The 19,804-nt window shown below is 67.3% G+C and carries 13 protein-coding genes; 10 read left to right on the top strand and 3 right to left on the bottom strand.

The genetic code is table 11. The features are described 5' to 3' along the window. Nucleotides 1-3,978, top strand: a 3,978-nt coding sequence (locus RM1_RS03710; RefSeq protein WP_143187322.1) for a non-ribosomal peptide synthetase, incomplete at its 5' end; no start/stop codon positions are given. Between the two features lie 20 nt (nucleotides 3,979-3,998). Here the strand turns inward: RM1_RS03710 and RM1_RS03705 are convergent. Next, nucleotides 3,999-4,694, bottom strand: a complete 696-nt coding sequence (locus RM1_RS03705) for a GntR family transcriptional regulator (protein WP_072750033.1) — start codon at nucleotides 4,692-4,694, stop codon at nucleotides 3,999-4,001. A 45-nt stretch (nucleotides 4,695-4,739) separates the two neighbouring features. After that, on the bottom strand, nucleotides 4,740-5,885 hold the full coding sequence (locus RM1_RS03700; RefSeq protein WP_072750032.1) for an acyl-CoA dehydrogenase family protein: 1,146 nt from the start codon (nucleotides 5,883-5,885) through the stop codon (nucleotides 4,740-4,742). Nucleotides 5,886-6,056: 171 nt separating this feature from the next. On the opposite strand from RM1_RS03700, the gene RM1_RS03695 reads away from it, so the two are divergent. From RM1_RS03695 to RM1_RS03675, 5 genes are all read left to right on the top strand, one after another. Next, a complete protein-coding gene (locus tag RM1_RS03695) occupies nucleotides 6,057-7,586 on the top strand; it encodes an aldehyde dehydrogenase family protein (protein ID WP_072750031.1) in 1,530 nt (509 codons plus the stop codon). Nucleotides 7,587-7,595: 9 nt separating this feature from the next. After that, nucleotides 7,596-8,492 (top strand): oxygenase MpaB family protein, encoded by an 897-nt coding sequence (locus tag RM1_RS03690; protein WP_072750030.1) that lies wholly within the window; start codon nucleotides 7,596-7,598, stop codon nucleotides 8,490-8,492. 105 nt (nucleotides 8,493-8,597) lie between these two features. Beyond that, nucleotides 8,598-10,082, top strand: a complete 1,485-nt coding sequence (locus tag RM1_RS03685) for a wax ester/triacylglycerol synthase domain-containing protein (protein ID WP_072750029.1) — start codon at nucleotides 8,598-8,600, stop codon at nucleotides 10,080-10,082. 40 nt (nucleotides 10,083-10,122) lie between these two features. Next, nucleotides 10,123-11,508: a wax ester/triacylglycerol synthase domain-containing protein gene (locus RM1_RS03680; RefSeq protein ID WP_072750060.1), complete on the top strand. Its 1,386-nt coding sequence runs from the start codon at nucleotides 10,123-10,125 to the stop codon at nucleotides 11,506-11,508. 75 nt (nucleotides 11,509-11,583) lie between these two features. Beyond that, nucleotides 11,584-13,005, top strand: coding sequence for a wax ester/triacylglycerol synthase domain-containing protein (locus RM1_RS03675; protein WP_072750028.1), 1,422 nt, complete (start codon nucleotides 11,584-11,586; stop codon nucleotides 13,003-13,005). Nucleotides 13,006-13,024: 19 nt separating this feature from the next. Here RM1_RS03675 and RM1_RS03670 read toward each other — a convergent pair whose 3' ends face one another. Then, the gene (locus tag RM1_RS03670) at nucleotides 13,025-14,257 is read right to left on the bottom strand and encodes a TetR/AcrR family transcriptional regulator (protein ID WP_072750027.1); all 1,233 of its coding nucleotides are present in this window, start codon (nucleotides 14,255-14,257) and stop codon (nucleotides 13,025-13,027) included. A gap of 272 nt (nucleotides 14,258-14,529) precedes the next feature. Here RM1_RS03670 and RM1_RS03665 point away from each other — a divergent pair, with 272 nt between their 5' ends. From RM1_RS03665 to RM1_RS03650, 4 genes are read left to right on the top strand one after another with little or no spacing between them, the layout of a single operon-like run. Further along, nucleotides 14,530-15,759, top strand: coding sequence for an acetyl-CoA C-acetyltransferase (locus RM1_RS03665; RefSeq protein ID WP_092667758.1), 1,230 nt, complete (start codon nucleotides 14,530-14,532; stop codon nucleotides 15,757-15,759). 33 nt (nucleotides 15,760-15,792) lie between these two features. Next, entirely contained in the window at nucleotides 15,793-17,958 is a 2,166-nt protein-coding gene (locus tag RM1_RS03660) for a 3-hydroxyacyl-CoA dehydrogenase NAD-binding domain-containing protein (protein ID WP_072750026.1), read from the top strand. A 1-nt stretch (nucleotide 17,959) separates the two neighbouring features. Next, a complete protein-coding gene (locus RM1_RS03655; RefSeq protein WP_072750025.1) occupies nucleotides 17,960-18,961 on the top strand; it encodes an NAD(P)H-dependent flavin oxidoreductase in 1,002 nt (333 codons plus the stop codon). Then, on the top strand, nucleotides 18,958-19,755 hold the full coding sequence (locus tag RM1_RS03650; protein WP_072750024.1) for an enoyl-CoA hydratase: 798 nt from the start codon (nucleotides 18,958-18,960) through the stop codon (nucleotides 19,753-19,755). The genes RM1_RS03655 and RM1_RS03650 overlap by 4 nt, the downstream gene beginning before the upstream one ends. Nucleotides 19,756-19,804 lie beyond the last annotated feature (49 nt).

Raw genomic sequence — 19,804 nt, 5'->3', positions numbered from 1 at the left:
GGCACGGCGCGCGCGGCGCTGGTGGCCGGGCCGCGCCCGGATCGTATTCCGCTGTCGCCGGCGCAGCAGCGGATGTGGTTCCTGAACCGGTTCGATCCGGGGTCGGCCGTGAACAACATCCCGGTCGTGGTGCGGCTGTCGGGTGCGCTCGACATGACGGCCTTGCGTGCCGCGGTTCGCGACGTGTTCGAACGGCACGAGTCGTTGCGCACGATGTATCCGGAGTCGAGCGAAGGTCCGGCGCAGGTGATCGTCCCCGCGGCATGGGTGGTCCCGGACCTGGTGCCGATCGAGGTCTCGACAGGCGACCTGTCCGATCGGGTGGCCGACTTCGTCACGGCGGGTTTCGACGTGGCGGCCGGGGTGCCGGTGCGGGCGGCGCTGTTCCGGGATGCGGGCGTGGAGCCTGCGGAATGCCCAGGGGATGCGGGCGTGGAGCCTGCGGAATACCAAGAGGACGCCTCGACCGAGCACGTGCTGGCGATCGTGGTCCATCACATCAGTGCTGACGGCTTCTCGATGGGGCCGTTGACGCGCGATGTCATGACCGCCTATGTCGCGCGGGCGAGGGGCGAGGTACCGGTGTGGTCGCCGCTGGCCGTGCAGTACGCCGACTTCGCGTTGTGGCAGCGAGAGGTTCTCGGTGACGAGTCCGATGCCTCGTCGCCGGCGGCGCGGCAGCTCGGGTACTGGCGCGACGCGCTGTCCGGGCTGCCGGCACAGCTGGATCTGCCGTCGGATCGTCCGCGTCCGGCGGTCCGGACACACGCGGGTGCCCGGGTGGACATCAGCATCGGCGAGGGCACCCGCGATGCCCTTTCCGATTGGGCCGCAGAGCACAACGCCTCCCTGTTCATGGCGGTGCACGCGGGTCTCGCGGTGTTGTTGAGCAGGCTCAGCGGCACCTCCGATATCGCGGTCGGCACACCGGTGGCCGGTCGCGGCGAGGCCGAATTGGACGATCTGGTAGGCATGTTCGTCAACACCCTGGTGCTGCGGACGCCGGTCGAGGGGGCGGACTCCTCGACGGCACTGCTGGCGCGCGTGCGTGAATCGGACCTGGGGGCGTTCGGGCACGCGGAGGTGCCGTTCGAGCGCGTGGTGGAGGTGCTGAATCCGGAGCGGTCCATGTCGAGGCACCCCCTCTTCCAGGTGATGCTGTCGTATCAGAACATCGAGCAGCCGGACCTGGAGCTGCCGGGTCTGCACGTCTCGGGGGTCGGCGTGCCGGTCGAGATGGCGAAGTTCGACCTGCAGGTGACGGTCGCGGAACAGGCCGACGCGGGCGGACTGTCGGTCTCCTTCGGGTACGCGACGGATCTGTTCGACCGGTCGACCGTGAACGGTTTCGCGCGTCGGTTCGCCTGGATTCTCGACGCCATGGCAGCCGACCCGCAGTGTCCGGTCGGCGACCTCAAGTGGTTGGACGCCCCCGAGCGGGAGCTCGTGGTTTCCAGTTGGAACGACACCGATCGGGTGGTCGGGGACGGCACGTTGGTGTCGTTGTTCGATGCTCAGGTGGTGCGATCGCCGGGTGCGGTGGCGTTGTCGTTCGACGGTGAGTCGGTGACCTACTCGGAGTTCGATGCTCGGGTGAACCGGCTTGCGCGACATCTGATTTCCATTGGTGTCGGTCCGGAATCGTTGGTGGCGCTTGCGATGCGTCGATCGATCGATCTGCTGGTCGGTGTGTATGCGGTGGTCAAGGCCGGTGGTGCGTACGTGCCGGTGGATCCGGATCAGCCGGCGGATCGGATCGCGAACATCCTCGACACCGCGGCGCCTGCGTGTGTTCTGTCGACGTCGCGTGACCGTTTCACGGTGGCGGGGGATCGCTCTGTCCTGCTGATCGACACGGTGGACCTGTCCGCGGTCGATGGTGGGCCGGTGTCGGATGTGGATCGGTTGGCGCCGTTGGTGTCGGAGAACACGGCATATGTGATCTTCACGTCGGGGTCGACGGGCCGGCCCAAGGGGGTGGCGGTCTCTCATGCGGCGATCGTGAATCGTCTGGTGTGGATGCAGGCCCAGTACGACCTGACCTCCGATGATGTGGTGTTGCAGAAGACGCCGGTGACGTTCGATGTGTCGGTGTGGGAGTTGTTCTGGCCGTTGCAGGTCGGTGCTCGGATGGTGATCGCGGCGCCGGATGGGCATCGCGATCCGGCGTATCTGGCTCGGGTGATCGCGGAGGAGTCGGTGTCGACGGCGCACTTTGTGCCGTCGATGTTGGCGGTGTTCGTGGCGGAGCCATCGGTGGTGGAGACGTCGTCGTTGCGGCGGGTGTTCGCCTCGGGTGAGGCATTGCCCGCGCAGACCTCCGCGGGCTTGCGTCGCGTGTTGCCGCTGGCGCGTCTGCATAACCTGTACGGCCCGACGGAGGCCGCGGTGGACGTGACGTTCCACGAGGTGACCGAGGCGGACGTCGCGTCGGTGCCGATCGGTGCGCCGGTGTGGAACACGCAGGTGTTCGTGTTGGATTCGCGGTTGCATCCGGTGCCGGTGGGGGTGCCGGGTGAGTTGTATCTGGCGGGTGTGCAGTTGGCCCGCGGTTATGTGGGTCGTAGTGATCTGACGGCGGATCGGTTTGTGGCGAATCCGTTCGGGGACCCGGGTGCGCGGATGTACCGGACTGGTGACCTGGTCCGCTCCACTCCGTTGGGCAAGCTGGAATATATGGGGCGCAACGATTTTCAGGTGAAGTTGCGTGGTCTGCGGATCGAGTTGGGCGAGATCGAGGCGGCCCTGCTCGGGCTCGACGAAGTCGATCAGGCCGTGGCCTTGGTCCGCGGGGACGGACTGGGTGGTCAGCAACTGGTCGGGTACGTGGTCGGCGACCCCGCGTTCGATTCGGGCGTCGCCCGCGCGTCCCTCGGCCGTACGCTGCCGGACTACATGATTCCGAACGTGTTCGTGACGCTGGACGAGTTGCCGGTGAACGCGTCCGGCAAACTCGACCGCTCGGCGTTGCCCGCGCCGGAACCCCCCGCCCGTGAGTATCGCGGGCCGGTGTCCGCGACGGAGATCGCGATCGTGGAGGTGCTCACCGATGTACTCGGTGTCGGCCGGGTCGGGTTGGACGACAACTTCTTCGAGCTCGGCGGCAACTCGCTGATCGCGACCGGGGTCGTGGCTCGGCTTTCTGAGCGACTCGGGTCCGAGGTCCGGGTCCAGTGGATGTTCTCCGACCCGACTCCGGCGGGGCTCGCCAACCGGATCGACTCGGGTACGGGCGCCGACGTGGACGGTGAGGCGTCATTCGAGGTGCTGCTGCCGATCCGGGTCGGTGGATCCGAGCCGCCCCTGTTCTGCGTGCACCCGATCGGTGGGCTGTCATGGGCCTTCGCCGGCCTGGCCCGGCACCTCGAGTCCGACCGCGGGATCTACGGCCTGCAGTCGCCCGCACTCGGGCGTTCCGGCTGGGCGCCGAGTTCGATCTCCGAGTGGGCCGACAGGTATGTGCGCGAGATCCGCTCGGTTCAGCCGAAGGGGCCATATCACCTGCTGGGGTGGTCGCTCGGTGGCGTGATCGCGCAGGCGATGGCGGTCCAATTGCAGGCAGAGGGCGAGGAGGTCGCGCTGCTGTCGATGATGGACAGCTTCGCCGATCACGAGGCCGCGCCCGCACGGTCTGTCCTCGAGGTTCCCACCCCGGACGAGCTGCTCGGCGGGCTGGTTCCGGAGGGGATCCTCGTCGACGACCGGGTGCGGGCCGTCGAATCCGTGTTGGAGTCCCTCACGCTGCTGGCAGCCCATCATCCGAAGCCGTTCGCGGGTGACCTCGTGTACTTCACCGCCGTGCAGGAGGACAGGAGCGGGGCGCTCGGGGCCTCGACCTGGCGGTCGCTTGTGGATGGCGCGATCCACAATCAGCCGGTGGAATCGACCCACTGGGGGATGGCCTCGCCGGAGGCCTTGGCCGTGATCGCGCGCACCCTCGACGACTGGTGGGCCGGGGCGGAAGCGGTGTCCCGCTAGCGCTCGGTGACGGCGAACCGTCAGTCCCAGATCCCCACTTCCTCGAGGTGTTTGATGAGACGCTGAGCGCCGTCGAGGAAATGAGCCCTGGATTCGCGCCCGGCCTCGTCAGCCTTCCCCGAGGCCATCGCGGCGATGAGCCGGTCGTGGCTCGCGACGGCGGCATCGCCCCAGCCGTGGTCCGCCGAATAGAAGTGCACCGGCGTGTACCGGGTGGCGTTGAGCAGGAACCGGGAGAGCTTGGCTGAGCCCGCCAACCGGTTCAGGATCCGATGGAAGTCGAACTCGAGGTCCTCGATGCGTGCCGCATCCGAATCCTCAACGGCACGTGCCAGTTTCGCATTGATCGCGCGGAGCTCGTCGAGAGTCTCGTGGTCGATGGCGGCGGTGGCCCTCGAGGTCAGTTCCTCGGCGATCTGACCCTGCAGCCAGAAGACGTCGTTGATGTCGCCACGGCTGAGGGCGGCGACGACGTATCCACGGTGCGGCACCAGCTCCACGAGGCCCTCGCTGCGCAGTGTCAACAGGGCTTCGCGGACAGGGGTGACGCTGACCCCGAGCTCGGCGGCGGTCTCGTCGAGACGGATGAACTCGCCCGGCCGCACCCCGCCCGACATGATGAGGTTGCGGACGTGCACCGCGACGTCATCGGAGAGCTGGGGGCGGCGACGGAGCGCGCGCGCCTCCTTGGGGCGGGGTGTGGCGGACGAGGTCATCGAGTCTCCTTCTGACGGCAAATCAGCTTAAACGCCTGCCAGTGGCTACAAGCCGTACGTCTTGCCGATGATGTCGCGCTGGATCTCGCTGGTCCCGCCGAAGATGGTGGACACCAGCGCCCCGCGGACATGCTTCTCCATGTCGAACTCGGTGGCGTAGCCGTACCCGCCCATCATCTGCATGCCCTCGAGGGCGACGCGCTTGGCGGTTTCCGTCGCCTTCAGCTTGGCCATCGAGGCCTCCCGGGCGAGGACCCTGTCCGGGTTGGCGTCCGCCTCGCGCGCGACGTTGTAGACGAGCAGCTTGGTGCATTCGATCTCGGTGGCGAGGTCGGCCATCCGGTGCCGCAGCGACTGGAAGCTACCGATCGGCCGACCGAACTGCTTGCGCTGGGTGATGTATCCGAGGGTGTCGTCGAAAGCCCGCTCCGCGGTCCCCAGGATCATCGCGGCAAGGATCAGTCGTTCGAAGTTCAGTCCGGTCATCAGCTGGCGCCAGCCGTTCCCCACCTCGCCGACCACCGCATCCGCGGGGAGTACGCAGTCGGTGAAGTAGAGGTCGTTCGTCTCCTTCTGGCCGCCCATCAGCTCGATCGGGCTGATCTTCAGGCCGTCCGTGCGCGCAGGCACGTGGAACATGGTCAGTCCCTCGTGCTTGTTCTCGCCGCGGCTCGTACGCGCGACGAGCAGGATGTTCTCCGAGATGTGGGCGTTGGAGCACCACGTCTTCTGGCCGTTGACCAGCCAGCCGTCCGAGGTCTGCTCGGCCTTGGTGCTCAGGTTCCCGACATCGGAACCGGCCTCGGGCTCGGACATCGAGATCGACTGGGACGCACCGCGGACGATGCCGCGCAGCACCTCATCCTTCTGCTGAGGGGTGCCGAACTTGGCGTATGCCCCGCCGGTGATGAGCGTCGGCCCGATCGCGCCGATCGGCAACATCCCGCGGTGGGTCTGCTCGAGCAGGATGCACATGTCGACCATGGTCGCGTCGGAGCCGCCGAATTCCTCGGGGATGGTCAGTCCGAGCCAGCCCAGCTCGGCCATCTTCTCGTATACGCCCTGGTTGTGATTGTGCGCGCCATGATCCGTCAACTGATCGCGCTTCTCGCGCGTACCGGCCTCGCGCTTGCAGAAGTCGGCGACGGCCTTGGCGAATGCCCTCTGTTCCGTGGTGAATTCAACGCTCATCTTCGTTGTCTCCCGCTGTCGTGTCGGCGCACGGTTCGCGCCGGGGGATCGGTGCCGATGTGGTCTTGTCGGCGGGCCTGTTGCCGCCTAATGTGATCTTCACAACACTACATCACATCAAATATATTTGATGCGAAGTATCCAGATGTGAGGCGACGGAGGGAACTGTCCATGGCACAGCAGGCGGCCGAGAAGCGCGAACTCACCGAGACGGCCGGGTCTCCCGCGGGGGCGGCATCGATCGAGTCGCTCGATCCGCGCACCGACGCGGTCATCGCCACCTACCCGGTCGCGGACGCGAACGAGGTCGCCAGGGTCGTGGAGCGGGCCCGGCCCGCGGCGCGGTGGTGGGAGTCGTTGGGGTTCGACGGGCGCAAGCGATGGCTGCTGGACTGGAAGAAGGCGATCGCGTCCGACGCGCAGGCTCTGGCCGCCGTGATCTCCCGCGAGACCGGCAAGCCGCAGGGCGACGCCCTGCTCGAGGTGATGCTCACCGTCGAGCACCTGGATTGGGCCGCCCGCAATGCCGCCAAGGTGCTCGGCAAGAAGAAGGTGCCCTCCGGGTTGGTGAGCGCCAATCAGGAGGCGACCGTCCGCTACCAGCCGCTCGGCGTGGTAGGGGTGATCGGGCCGTGGAACTATCCGTTGTACACGCCGATGGGCTCGATCTCGTACGCACTGGCGGCGGGCAACGCGGTGGTCTTCAAGCCGAGTGAACTGACGCCGGGCGTCGCGGTGTGGATCGCCGACAAGTGGCAGGCGCTGGTTCCCAACCAGCCTGTGCTCCAGGTGATCACGGGCGACGGCGGCACCGGGGCCGCGCTCTGCAGGGCCGGAGTCGACAAGGTCGCGTTCACCGGTTCGACGCCGACCGCAAAGAAGGTGATGGCCTTGTGCGCGGAGACCCTGACCCCGATGGTCGCGGAGTGCGGCGGCAAGGACGCGATGCTGGTGGACGCCGATGCGGACCTGGAGGAGGCATCGAATTTCGCCGTCTTCGGTGCCATGGGCAACGCGGGCCAAACCTGTGTCGGGGTGGAACGGATCTACGTGGCGGACGGGGTGTTCGACACCTTCGTACAGAAGGTCGCCGAGAAGGCCGAACGGCTGCGCCCCGGCGGCGCCCCGGACTCCTCGTACGGGCCGATGACGATGGCACGGCAGTCGGAGGTGGTGCGTGAACAGATCGACGACGCCCTCGCCAGGGGCGGTCGCGCGGTGCTCGGCGGCCCGGAGTCGATCCGTGCGCCCTTCGTCGAGCCGGTCATCCTCGTCGACGTTCCGGAGGACAGCATCGCCGTTCGTGAGGAGACCTTCGGGCCGACGGTGGTGATCAACCGGGTCGCGGACCTGGACGAGGGGATCGCCGCAGCCAACGCCTCGAAGTACGGACTCGGTGCCTCGATCTTCACCCGTGACCGCAAGCGGGCGGTGGCGGCTGCGGAGCGGCTGCGGGCCGGAGTGGTCACGATCAACTCGGTGCTGGGATTCGCGGGCGTGGCGGCGCTCCCGTTCGGTGGGGTGGGGGAGTCGGGCTTCGGCCGGATCCACGGCGCCGACGGGCTGCGCGAGTTCAGCCGGGCGAAATCGGTGGCCCGGCAGAAGTACAGGGCGCCGTTGAACCTGTTGTCGATGGAGCGCAAGGCACGTGACATGAAGATCGCGGCCTGGCTGCTCAAGACGCGGCACGGCCGGGGCTGAGGAGGCACCATGTTTCTGGTGAACGAGAACCCCTCAACACCGCGCGGCAGGAACGGCTGGCTCCACCGGATCGAGCAACTCGATCCGGCGACGGACCACCAGGAGATCCACCGGATCACCGCCGGCTTCGAGTTTCCGTGGGACTACCAGCGGGCGCTCGAGTTCGCGCTGTTCCGGACCTACTGCGTGCCCACCATCTCCGCGCTGCTGCGCAGGACCGGCGAGTTCGAGAAGCGGCCGCAGAAGCGCTACGACGACACGGCGCTGCTGATGGCCGAACTCGTCGAGCACGGCTACGACTCGCCGCGGGGCACGGAGTCGCTGCGGATGGTCAACCGGATGCACGCGAAGTACGACATCGACAACTCGGACATGTTGTACGTGCTGAGCACTTTCGCCTTCGATCCGCTGGACTGGATCGACCGCTACGGCTGGCGCCCACTGCACCCGAACGAACGGCTCGCCTCGTTCCTGTTCTACCGGGGGGTGGGGCTGCGGATGGGGATCAAGGACATCCCGGAGGACTTTCAGGATTTCTACCGGTTCAAGATCGACTACGAGGCAGAGCGCTTCCGTTACACCGAGGACAACCACATGATCGGGGTCTACACCCGGGACCTGTTCTGCTCCTGGTTCCCCCGTCCGCTTCGGCCCGCCGTGCGTCAGGGGGTGTACGCGATGCTGGATCAGCAGATGCGCTCCGCCTTCGGGTTCCCGGCCGCACCGGCGTGGATGACGGGCGTCGCGCAGCGCGGATTGGTCGCCCGGTCCATGGCCGTCCGGCTGCTGCCGCCGCGCAGGCGGTCGAAGGCCGCCAGGGACCCGCACAACCGGACCTATCCCGGATATCCGGTCGGCTACCGGCCGAGCGACCTCGGAGTGGACCAGAACAACGGTCGGGGCTGACCAGCGTGGACAGCGCGTTCTCCCGCGCTACGGGAACCTCGATGCGCGGGGTTTAGTGTCAAACGGTACCGTCTCGCCGGCAGGGGTCGACGAACGGGGAGTTACGTGCTGCAGGTCGATCCGCGGGATGCGGTGTTCCTCTACGTGGAGCGTCCCGTCGCCTGGCAGACCTTTCTGTCCGCCTACGCGTTCGTTCCCGACGGTTCGCCGGCTCGCCCGGCCGATCGTGGCGAGATCACCCGGTGGATCACCGACCGTGCTCGCGGTATCGATGCACTGCGGCAACGACTGGTCCGCGTCCCGTTCGACCTCGATCATCCGTACTGGGTCGAGGATCCCCAGTACTCCGTCGAGGATCATCTGTTCTTCCACGAGGGCTCGGGGTGGGAGGAGTTGCGCGGATGGATGGCGCTGCTGGTGCAGCAGCCGATGGATCGGTCCAAGCCGCTGTGGGAGCTCCACGTCGTCACCGGGGTCCGCGGTATCCCTGGCGCCGGGCGGGAGGCCACGGTCGCGGTGATGAAGTTCCATCACTCGATGGCGGACGGCGAGTTGAGCACCACGATCTCCAGGGCGCTGTTCGGGGCCAGCCCGGTCCAGGACAGTCGCCCCGCCGCACTCGTCGCCGCACCACCGGTGCCCGCCCGGGCGGGCCTGTTCACCTCCGCGGTCCGAGCGTGCCCGCGCAAGGTCGGCGAGCTGGCCGGCGGCCTTCGAGACTTCCGCGCGACGCGCCGCCGACTACTGGCCGAACGCGAGGAGGGCGTGCAGACGCTGCCCGTCGCGAAGCGGCCGCGGACCGTGCTCAATCAGCCGCTCGGCCCCGACCGGGCGTTCGACGCGGCGTTCCTCCCACTCGACGAGTTGCGGGCCATGAAGTCCGCGGTCGGCGAGGTCACCGTCAACGACCTCGTGCTGGCCGTGGTCGCGGGCGCCCTGCGGAGGTATCTCGACGAGGTCGACACACTCCCGGACGAATCGCTCGCCGCCGCGGTTCCGATGTCCATCCGGCATCGTCGCGCATCCGAGTCGAGGAACCAGTTTCACACCATGGCGGTGGACCTGCACACCGCCGAGGTCGATCCGATCGCGCGGGTCCGCGGCATCCATCGGTCGGTCCTGGCGGAACGCGAGCGTTTGAGCTTTCCGGCCGAGGCCGAGGCGGCCGCCTGCGACGTAGTCCGTGTCATTCCCGGATGGGTGATTCGAGCCGCGTTGCGAATCGGCTATGGACGACCCACGAGACGATCGGAGTCGATTCATCTCGTCAACACCTTGGTCACCACCGTGCGACACGGCGATGCGGACCTGCACCTGTGTGATGCGACAGCGGTGGCCGGTTTCGGTCTCGCGCCACTCATCGGTTTGGGTGGGGTTGCCCACGCCATCGGCTCGGTGGGAGGCTCGCTCACGATCAACGTCACGGCCGACCCACTGCAGTTGCGCGACCTCGGCCGATACACGGAGCTTCTCGGCGAATCGTTCGACGACCTGGGGCGTGCGGTCCGGCACGCATTCGGCCAAGCGGATGTCCTCGCCGTAGGCTCGGGTGGGGGTGTGGCGCAGACCGAGGGTCTGGCGCTCATGTGAGCGGTCTGCACCGGTCAGCGGGGGGAGTCATGTGCAGCAGATGGATCCGAGAGACTCGGTGTTCCTCTATGTCGAGAACGAGGTGTCCAAGCAGATCATCGTGAGCGCGTATGTCTTCGCGCCCGAGGTAGGCACAGCCGGACCACCGGGGAAGGCCGAGATCGTCGAGTGGATCGCCGATCGGGTCGCCGGGATCGACATCCTTCGACGGCGATTGGTCAAGGTGCCGTTCGGCCTCGACCATCCCTACTGGGTGATGGACCCTGAATTCTCGGTGGAGGACCACATCGTCTTCCACGAGGTTTCCGAATGGGAATCCGCGCGAACTGCGTTGGCCGAGAGCCTGTTGCAGCCGATGGACGAGTCGAGGCCGCCATGGGAGCTGCACGTGATGACCGGTGTTCGGGGAATCGAGGGCGTCGCGGGCGAGGCGACCGTCGCGGCACTCAAGACGCACCACGCTGCCGCTGACGGGATGTTGAGTGCCGAGCTGGGCCGCCGACTGTTCGACCCGGCCCCGCGCGCCCCGGATACACGAGTCACCCGGAGTTCGCTGCCCTCCGGATTCGGACTGCTCACTCGAGCAGCCCGGTCCGCTCCGGCCAACCTGCGGCGTCTGGCGGTCGGCCTCCTGGACGCCAGGGCGGCGCAGCGCGAACTCGCACTGCACTGTGAACAGGGGAAGTACGAGTCGCCCGTCGTCGAGCGGCCGGGAACGGTGTTCAATCGTCCGTTGAGTCCGGGCCGAGTATTCGACATCGCGGTGTTCCCGCTCGCGGAACTGCATGCGATGAAGACCGACCTGGGCGACGTGACCATCAATGATCTCGCGCTCGCGGTGATCGGCGGTGCAATGCGGGTCTACCTGACCGAGGTCGGCGACCCCTCAGCCGGTTCGTTGGCTGCCGGGGTGCCGATGTCGACACGTTCGATCCGGGACGATGTATCCAGGAACCAGTTCGTGACAATGGCGGTTGACCTGCACACCGACATCGTCGATCCGGTCGACCGAGCACGGGCGATCCACCGTTCGGTGCTCGGTGAGAGGGCGCGTAAGAGCAGCCCCGCATCGATCAGGATTGACGAGTTCGTGAGGGCCATACCGGGTTTCGCAATCCGAGCCGGATTGGGGATCATCCGGGCACTCCCGGCGCGGGAGTCGCAGAGTGTCGGCTGGGCGAATACGTTGATCACCAACGTGCCCAAGGGGGCCGCGGACCTGAAGCTGTGCGGCTCCAGCGTGGTGGTCAGTTTCAGCCTGTGTGCCCTTGTCGGCCCGAGCGGACTCGGCCATTGGGTGGACAGCATCGGCGACGTGCTCACCGTTGGCGTCACCGCCGATCCACGCCAATTGCGCGACGACCGCCGCTACATCGAGTTGCTCCGCGAGTCGTACGACGAGCTCAGGGAAATCGTCGCGCGCTGACGAGGCGTGAAGTAATGTCCCAAAATGGGAGTGCCGGTTCGTGGGGGGTCGGTGCGCGGGGTTTGGGGGTGGCCAATGCAGCAGATGCATCCGCGGGATACGGTGTTTCTGTATGTCGAGCGGGAACTGGCCAAACAGGCAAACATGACCGCGTATGTCTTTGTGCCCGATGGTAATTCGGGTCGGCAGCCGGAGCCGCTGGAGATCGCCGAGTGGATTGCCGATCGTGCAGACGGTACTGAGCTTCTTCGACAGCGCATTGTGCGTGTGCCCCTTGACCTCGATCATCCATATTGGATCGAGGACCCGGCCTTCTCCGTCGACAATCACATGATCTTCCATGTGGCCGAGAAGTGGGAGCAGGCGCGAGCCGTTCTGGCCGGGGTGCTCCAGGCCCCGATGGATGACCAGCGACCTCCGTGGGAGCTGCATGTCATCTCCGGTGTTCGGGGGGTCGACGGCGTTTCAGGGGAGGTCACGGTCGTGGCGCTCAAGACACATCACGCGGCGGCGGACGGCACGCTCAGTGCCCTGATCGCGCGTCGCCTTTTCGCGCCCGATCCTGCCGAGCCGGACCCGCGTGATTCGAGCACCGACGCGAGGCGGTCTCCCTCCCAACTCGAGCTGTTGTCCCGGGCGATCTGGTCGACTCCGCGGAACTTGGGTCGGCTCGCCCATGGTCTGCTCAAAGCGCACTCGGCGCAGCGAGAACTCCGGCTCGGAGCCGAGCAAGGGCTGTACAGAGCACCCATAGCGGTTCGCCCACGCACGACCTTCAATCAACCGCTGGGTCCGGACCGCGTGTTCAACACGGCGGCCTTTCCTCTGGGCGACCTGCGCGCGATGAAGTCCGCACTGGGCGAGGTGACCATCAACGATCTGGTTCTCGCGGTGGTCGGCGGGGCCATGCGGGCCTACCTGACTGAGACCGGCGATGCGCCCGATCGTTCGATGGGCGCGGGGGTCCCGATGTCGACTCGCGCGACCAGAGAGGCTACATCGAGGAACCAGTTCGTCACCATGTATGTCGATCTGCACACGGACATCGAGGATCCGATCGACAGGACGCGGGCGATCCACGACTCTGCTCTCGACGAACGCGTTCGTACGACCACGCCTGCGTCGGCCACGCTCGACGAGCTCGCAGGCGCCATTCCGGGCGTTCTCTTCCGGGCGGGGCTGGCTGTTCTCGGGGCGATGCCCAAGCGCGAGTCGTCGAGTGTCAGCTTGGGAAACACCCTGGTCTCGAACGTACCCAAGGGCGCGGCGGACATGAAGCTGGGGGAAGCCACGGTGGCCGCGACCTTCGGCCTGTGCCCGCTCATCGGGCTCGCCGGACTGGCTCACAGGGTCGACAGTGTTGGCGACGTCCTCACGATCAACGTCACCGCCGATCCTCGCCAACTTCGTGACGACCGCCGATACGTCGAGTTGCTGCGCGAGTCGTACATCGAGCTCGAAAGTGCAATCATGAACGGCGCCAAGGCGTCACAGTAAGCAAGGTGCCGACGGCCGGTCAGCTGTGCAGCACCGTCAGCATGAGGGCCTGCATCCGGCCGCGGGCCTGCGCGCCGGTGTCGAAATGCAGCAGCCTGCCCACGTCGAGGGTCTGACCGAGGGCCGCGTGCACGAGGAACCTGGCCTCGACCGCGGACAGTTCGGGCCGAACCGCGGTGAGCAGGTGGACCCACTCCTCGACGTGCAGGCGCTGCACGTTGCGGAGGTTCGTGCGCTCCTGCTTGGGCAGGTTCCCGATCTCGGCGAAGTACACCGAGAGCACCTCGGGATGGGCGAAGGCAAGGTCGATGTAGGTTGCCGAGAGTCGACTCAGCGCCTCGTCTGGGTCGGCGGATGCGCCGAGTGCAGCGGCCGTCGCCAAGGCCAGGCGATCGGCCGCCCTGTGGAACGCGGCCGCCAGCAGATCGGCCTTGCTGGGGAAGTGTCGGTAGACGCTGGACGCGTTGATGCCAGCCGCGGCGCCGATCTCCTCGATGCTCGATTCGTGGTAGCCGCGGTCGTTGAATATCTTCACCGCCTCCGCGAGCAGTAGTTCGCGCTTGGATGTCACGGCGAGTCCGCGCTGTGCTGTCGGATCGTCGATCGTGGTCGTCGCGGGCGCGGCCGCGGCCAGGTCACACCGCAGCACACCCCACGCGGTACCGAGCAGGAGTTTCTCGATCCGGCGATTCGCCAGCGCGGCGCTGTGGGCGGTGATGCTGCCGATCACGCTGAGCGCGGCGGTCGCGAGGATCACCGCTTCGCGTTCGGTGAGTTCGGACCTCATCTCGCGCAGCGGCCGCGCGACATTCTGGGTCACTGCGGCGAACTCGGCACGCATCAGGTCCCGGTCGTCGGGCCGGAGGTAGCGGCCCTCCCACCGGTAGAGCCCACCGGTCTTCCGATTCTCGACGGTGGTCACGATCAGCGCTCGCAGCACCCGGTCCAACTGGGCCTCCGGGGTGCGGTCCGGATCGTCCGCCTCGACGGCGGCATCGGAGGCCGATCGCAGCCCACCGACCGTCCCCATCGCGGCGTGGACCAGCAATGCGTACTTGTTCGGAAAGTGGCGATAGAGGGCTGGCCCGGAGATGCCGAGGGTGGCGGCGATGTCGTCCACGCCGACCGCGTGATAGCCCCGTTCGCTGAAGGCCTGCGCCGCCACCATGGCGATCTGCGCCTTGCGGTCCTTCGGCCGTCGCCGAACGGGCGCGGCGGCCGAAGTCGGCCGGCCGGTGGTCGTCTGGGGCATCGACGTCTCCTGACTTCGGTCTCCGCATCTTAACCGAGAGTCGTGCGTCTACGGCCCAAAAGCGAAGTCGGGATTCCGGTGCTGAGGGCGATGGTCCCGCCGGTGTTTCGGCGCAAAGTCCGGACTAGCAACGATATTCGCTATTGACAACCATGGGCCGGTGCATGAAAGTTAACCGCAATTCGCACCATGTGAGCATGCTCACTGGCGGAGGCGCGACCGCGAGCCCGGTCCTCGCCCGCCTCCTCGTCCGCCGACCCGAAAGGGGAAACATGACCATGTCCCGACCTGCAGCGGCGCCGCTGATCTTCGACGCCGTGCGCACACCGCGCGGCCGAGGAAAGGCAACCGGATCGCTGCACTCGGTGAAGCCGATCGACCTCGTGGTCGGCCTCATCGCCGAGATCCGCCGCCGCAATCCCGGGCTCGATCCCAGCGAGATCGACGACATCGTGCTCGGCATCGTCTCGCCTCTCGGTGAACAGGGCGCGGTCCTGCCGAGAGTGGCGGCCGTGACCGCGGGCCTGCCCCAGACGGTGGCGGGCGTGCAGGTGAACCGGTTCTGCGCGTCGGGACTCGAGTCCGTGAATCTGGCGGCCCAGAAGGTGGCCTCGGGCTGGGAGGACCTCGTTCTCGCAGGCGGGGTCGAGTCCATGTCGCGGGTGCCGATGGGATCCGACAGCGGTGCCTGGGGAATGGACCCCGCCACCAACTACGCGACGTACATGGTTCCCCAGGGGATCGGCGCCGATCTCATCGCGACGATGGAGGGCTTCAGTCGAACCCAGGTCGACGAGTTCGCGGTCCGGTCACAGGAACTGGCGGCGAAGGCGTGGGCCGACGGGCGATTCGACCACTCGGTGGTCCCGGTCAGGGATCGGAACGGAATGGTGGTCCTCGATCGCGACGAGCACATGCGCCCCGATGCGACGGTCGCCGGGCTGGCGGCGCTCAAGCCCTCGTTCGCCTCGATGGGCGAACAGGGCGGGTTCAACGCGGTGGCGCTCCAGAAATACCACTGGGTCGAGCGGATCGAACACGTGCACCACGCGGGCAACTCGTCGGGCATCGTCGACGGCGCGACCCTGATGCTGATCGGGACGGCCGAGGCTGGGGCCAGGGCGGGACTGAAGCCGCGGGCGCGCATCGTCTCGACCGCGGTCGTCGGGTCGGAGCCGACGATCATGCTGACGGGCCCGGCGCCGTCGGCGAACAAGGCGCTGGTGAGGGCGGGGCTCACCGCCGAGGACATCGACCTGTTCGAGATCAACGAGGCCTTTGCCTCCGTCCCGCTCAAGTTCGTCAAGGACATGGACATCCCGATGGACAAGGTCAACGTCAACGGTGGCGCCATCGCCATGGGGCATCCGCTCGGCGCGACCGGGGCGATCATCCTCGGCACCCTGCTCGACGAACTCGAGCGTCGCGACAAGCGGTACGGGCTGGCGACCCTCTGCGTCGGCGCAGGCATGGGCATCGCCACCGTGATCGAACGCATCTGAGCCGCGACTTTCTGAATCGGGAGATCAAAAACCATGACCGACAACGCAATCCGATACGACATTGATTCCGAGGGCATCGTAACGCTCACCCTCGATGACCCAGCGCAGTCCGCGAACACGATGAACGAGGGGTTCATCGTGTCCCTGGGAGCGGTGGTCGACAGGCTGGTGGCCGAGCGCGATTCCATCACGGGGGTGATCCTCACCTCGGCCAAGAAGACCTTCTTCGCCGGCGGGGACCTCAATGACATCCTGAGGTCGCAGCGGGGCGAGGCCGAGGCCGTGATCGCCAACGTGAACCGGATCAAGGCACCGATGCGTCGGCTGGAGACGCTGGGCAGGCCGGTGGTCGCCGCCATCGGGGGTGCGGCGCTCGGCGGTGGCCTCGAACTCGCGCTGGTCTGTCACCACCGGATCGCGGTCAACGCCGCATCGGTCGCGGTGGGGCTGCCCGAGGTGACCCTCGGACTCCTCCCCGGAGGTGGTGGCATCGTGCGGACGGTTCGGCTGCTCGGCGTGGTGACGGCGCTGACCCAGGTTCTGCTGCAGGGCCAGCGACACTCGCCGGACAAGGCGCTCGCGCTCGGGCTTGTCGACGAGTTGGTGGAGGACGCCGACGACCTGGTGCCTGCGGCCAAGCGGTGGATCGCCGCGAATCCCGGCGCGGAGCAGCCATGGGACGTGAAGGGGTACAAGATCCCGGGCGGCACGCCTGCAACTCCCGCGCTGGCCGCGAACCTGCCGGCCTTCCCCGCGAACCTGCGCAAGCAGCTCAAGGGCGCGCCCTACCCGGCGCCGATCGCGATCATGAGTGCGGCCGTCGAGGGTGCGCAGGTGGACTTCGACACCGCCCAGACGATCGAGAACAGGTACTTCGCCGACCTTGCGACCGGGCAGATCTCGAAGAACATGATCCGCGCGTTCTTCTTCGACATGCAGAAGGCGAACTCGCTGTTCAAGCAATACGGTGGCGCGGACCGTGAGCCCGTGCGCAAGGTGGTGGTGCTCGGTGCCGGGATGATGGGTGCCGCGATCGCCTATGTGTGCGCGAGATCCGGGATGGACGTCGTACTCAAGGACGTCTCCCTCGAGGCCGCACAGCGGGGCAAGGGCTACTCGAAGAACCTCCTCGACAAAGCCGTCGCCAAGGGCCGCAGCACGCAGGAGAAGGCCGACGCGATTCTCGGTCGGATCCTGCCAACCGACCGCCCCGAGGAAGCCGAGGGCGCCGAACTCGTCATCGAGGCGGTGTTCGAGGATCCGGCAGTGAAGAACAAGGTGTTCGCGGAGATCGACGAGTTCATCGCCCCGGACGCGCTGCTCTGCTCGAACACCTCGACGTTGCCCATCACCCTGCTCGGAGCCGGGGTCTCGCGCACCGAGGACTTCATCGGCCTGCACTTCTTCTCGCCGGTCGACAGGATGCCCCTGGTCGAGATCATCAAGGGGGACAAGACAAGCGACGATGCGCTCGGCCGGGCCCTCGCCGTCGTCCAGCAGATCGGCAAGACCCCGATCGTCGTCAACGACAGCAGGGGCTTCTTCACCAGCCGCGTCATCGGAACGTTCACCAACGAGGGCATCGCCATGCTCGGCGAGGGCATATCGCCCGCCTCGATCGAACAGGCGACGCTGCAGGCCGGCTACCCGGCTCCGGTGCTGGCACTGATGGACGAACTGACCCTCACCCTCCCGCGCAAGATCCGGGAGGAGACCAGGTCCGCGGCGATCGCGGCAGGTCAGGAATGGGTGGCGCACCCCGCGGACGCGGTCGTCGACCGGATGATCGACGAGTTCGGCCGCAGGGGACGGTCCACCGGCGCGGGCTTCTACGAGTACGTCGACGGCAAGCGGGCCGGCCTGTGGTCGGGTCTGTCGGCTTTCGGCGGCACCACGGTGATCCCGTTCGGAGACATGGTGGAACGAATGCTGTTCATCGAGGCGATCGAGACCGTCCGCTGCCTCGAGGAAGGCGTGCTCGACACCGCGACCGATGCAAATGTCGGCTCGATCCTCGGTATCGGCTACCCGGGCTGGACCGGTGGCGTCGCGCGTTACATCGATCAGTATCCCGGCGGGGCACAGGGGTTCGGCGAGCGTGCCCACGAGCTCGCGCAGCGCTACGGCGAGCGCTTCGCGCCACCGCAACTGTTGCTCGACAAGGCGGCCGCGGGCGGCACCTTCGAAGAAGGGAACTGACATGCTGAGCACCAGGTTCACCGAGGCATTCGGCGTCGAGTACCCGATCGTGCAGGGCGGGATGATGTGGGTGGGTCGCGCGGAACTCGTCGCGGCCGTTGCCGATTCAGGCGCACTCGGCTTCCTGACGGCGCTCACCCAGCCGACGCCCGAGGATCTGGCGCGGGAGATCGCCCGCTGCCGGGACATGACCGACAGGCCGTTCGGGGTGAACCTGACGATCCTGCCGTCGATCAACCCGCCGCCGTACGCCGAGTACCGGCAGGCGATCGTGGAGTCGGGGGTGCGGATCGTCGAGACGGCCGGCTCCAATCCGATCGACCACCTTCCCCACTTCAAGGACGCGGGGATCAAGGTCATCCACAAGTGCACCAGCGTCCGCCACGCACTCAAGGCGGAGCAGATCGGTGTCGACGCGGTGAGCATCGACGGCTTCGAATGCGCGGGCCACCCGGGCGAGGACGACGTGCCCGGCCTGGTCCTCATCCCGGCAGCGACTGCGCGGGTACGCATCCCGGTACTCGCATCGGGTGGTATCGCCGACGCCCGTGGACTGGTTGCCGCGCTCGCGCTCGGCGCGGACGGCGTGAACATGGGCACCCGGTTCATGTGCACGCAGGAGTCGCCGGTCGCGGAGCAGGTGAAGCGGCAGATCGTGGCGAACAGTGAGCTCGACACCAGGCTGATCTTCCGCACGCTCCGGAACACGGCACGGGTGGCGGCGAACGCGGTCAGTGGCGAGGTCGTCGGTATCGAGTCGCGTGGCGGGGCGACCTTCGACGATCTTCGGGACCTGGTGGCCGGTGCACGCGGACGCAAGGTCTTCGAGGACGGCGACCTCGACGCGGGCATCTGGACGGCGGGGCAGTGCCAGGGTCTGATCCACGATGTACCGAAGGTGGGTGACCTCGTGTCGCGGATGGTGGCGGAGGCCGAGGAGATCATCACAGGCCGTTTGGCGGGGATCGCTTCTGTGGCCGAGCCGGTGGGGGCCCTCCGATGACCGCGGCCCCCGAACGTGAGGTGATCGGCGGTCTGAGGGTCGAGTTGGCGGAGGGAGTCCTGCGGATCACCATCGATCGTCAGGAGCGGATGAATGCGCTCGATCTGACCTCGATGAATGCTCTCGGCGATGTGCTGACAGGCCGGGCGACCGAACCGGCGGTTCGCGTCGTCGTGATCACAGGTGAGGGGATCGCGTTCTCGACCGGCGCCGACCTCGCAGCTGCCGCAGAGGGTCCCGAGGCGGATCCCCGCGTGGTGATGGAGTCGGCGAACCGGGTGATACGCGCGATCCTCACGCTGCCGGTACCGGTGATCGCGAGGGTGAACGGGCCCGCGGCGGGCGTCGGCGCGTCGATCGCCTTCGCGGCGGATCTGGCGTACGCGGCGCCGAGGGCGTACTTCCTGTTGGCCTTCGTGAACGTCGGGCTGATGCCCGATGGCGGATCGAGTCTGCTCGTCCCCGCGGCGATCGGGCGGGCGAGGGCGACCGAGATGGCGCTGCTCGGCAGGAAGCTCGGCGCAACTGATGCCGCCGCGGCGGGGTTGATCGCCCAGGTGCTCGCCGAGGACGAACTGTCGCCCCACGTGGACGCCGTGGCGGCCAGGTTGGCTCGCGGGCCGCGCCGCGCGATCGAACTGACCAAACGTTCGCTGACCGCCGCAACTCTCGCGCGGATCGACGAGGCGATCGAGCGGGAAACCGAGGGCCAGATCGAACTCCTGGCGGCACCGGATTTCCGGGAAGGCGTCGCCGCGATGCTCGGCGGCCGGGCGCCCGACTTCGGGCGCTGACGGCCGTCGGGCCCGGCTGCCGGGACGCGAGCCCTGATTGGACAAACGT

The organism is Rhodococcus maanshanensis NBRC 100610, from assembly GCF_001894865.1.
Classification (GTDB): domain Bacteria; phylum Actinomycetota; class Actinomycetes; order Mycobacteriales; family Mycobacteriaceae; genus Rhodococcus_G; species Rhodococcus_G maanshanensis.
Note: the sequence above shows the minus strand (reverse complement) of the source record. Positions and strands in the feature narration are given on the sequence as shown.

Excerpts from the sequence above, each read along its gene's own strand:
- RM1_RS03705 (WP_072750033.1), bottom strand. The coding sequence starts at position 4,694 with ATGACCTCGTCCGCCACACCCCGCCCCAAGGAGGCGCGCGCGCTCCGT.
- RM1_RS03700 (WP_072750032.1), bottom strand. The coding sequence starts at position 5,885 with ATGAGCGTTGAATTCACCACGGAACAGAGGGCATTCGCCAAGGCCGTC.
- RM1_RS03695 (WP_072750031.1), top strand. The coding sequence starts at position 6,057 with ATGGCACAGCAGGCGGCCGAGAAGCGCGAACTCACCGAGACGGCCGGG.
- RM1_RS03690 (WP_072750030.1), top strand. The coding sequence starts at position 7,596 with ATGTTTCTGGTGAACGAGAACCCCTCAACACCGCGCGGCAGGAACGGC.
- RM1_RS03680 (WP_072750060.1), top strand. The coding sequence starts at position 10,123 with ATGGATCCGAGAGACTCGGTGTTCCTCTATGTCGAGAACGAGGTGTCC.
- RM1_RS03675 (WP_072750028.1), top strand. The coding sequence starts at position 11,584 with ATGCAGCAGATGCATCCGCGGGATACGGTGTTTCTGTATGTCGAGCGG.
- RM1_RS03670 (WP_072750027.1), bottom strand. The coding sequence starts at position 14,257 with ATGCCCCAGACGACCACCGGCCGGCCGACTTCGGCCGCCGCGCCCGTT.
- RM1_RS03665 (WP_092667758.1), top strand. The coding sequence starts at position 14,530 with ATGACCATGTCCCGACCTGCAGCGGCGCCGCTGATCTTCGACGCCGTG.
- RM1_RS03660 (WP_072750026.1), top strand. The coding sequence starts at position 15,793 with ATGACCGACAACGCAATCCGATACGACATTGATTCCGAGGGCATCGTA.
- RM1_RS03655 (WP_072750025.1), top strand. The coding sequence starts at position 17,960 with ATGCTGAGCACCAGGTTCACCGAGGCATTCGGCGTCGAGTACCCGATC.
- RM1_RS03650 (WP_072750024.1), top strand. The coding sequence starts at position 18,958 with ATGACCGCGGCCCCCGAACGTGAGGTGATCGGCGGTCTGAGGGTCGAG.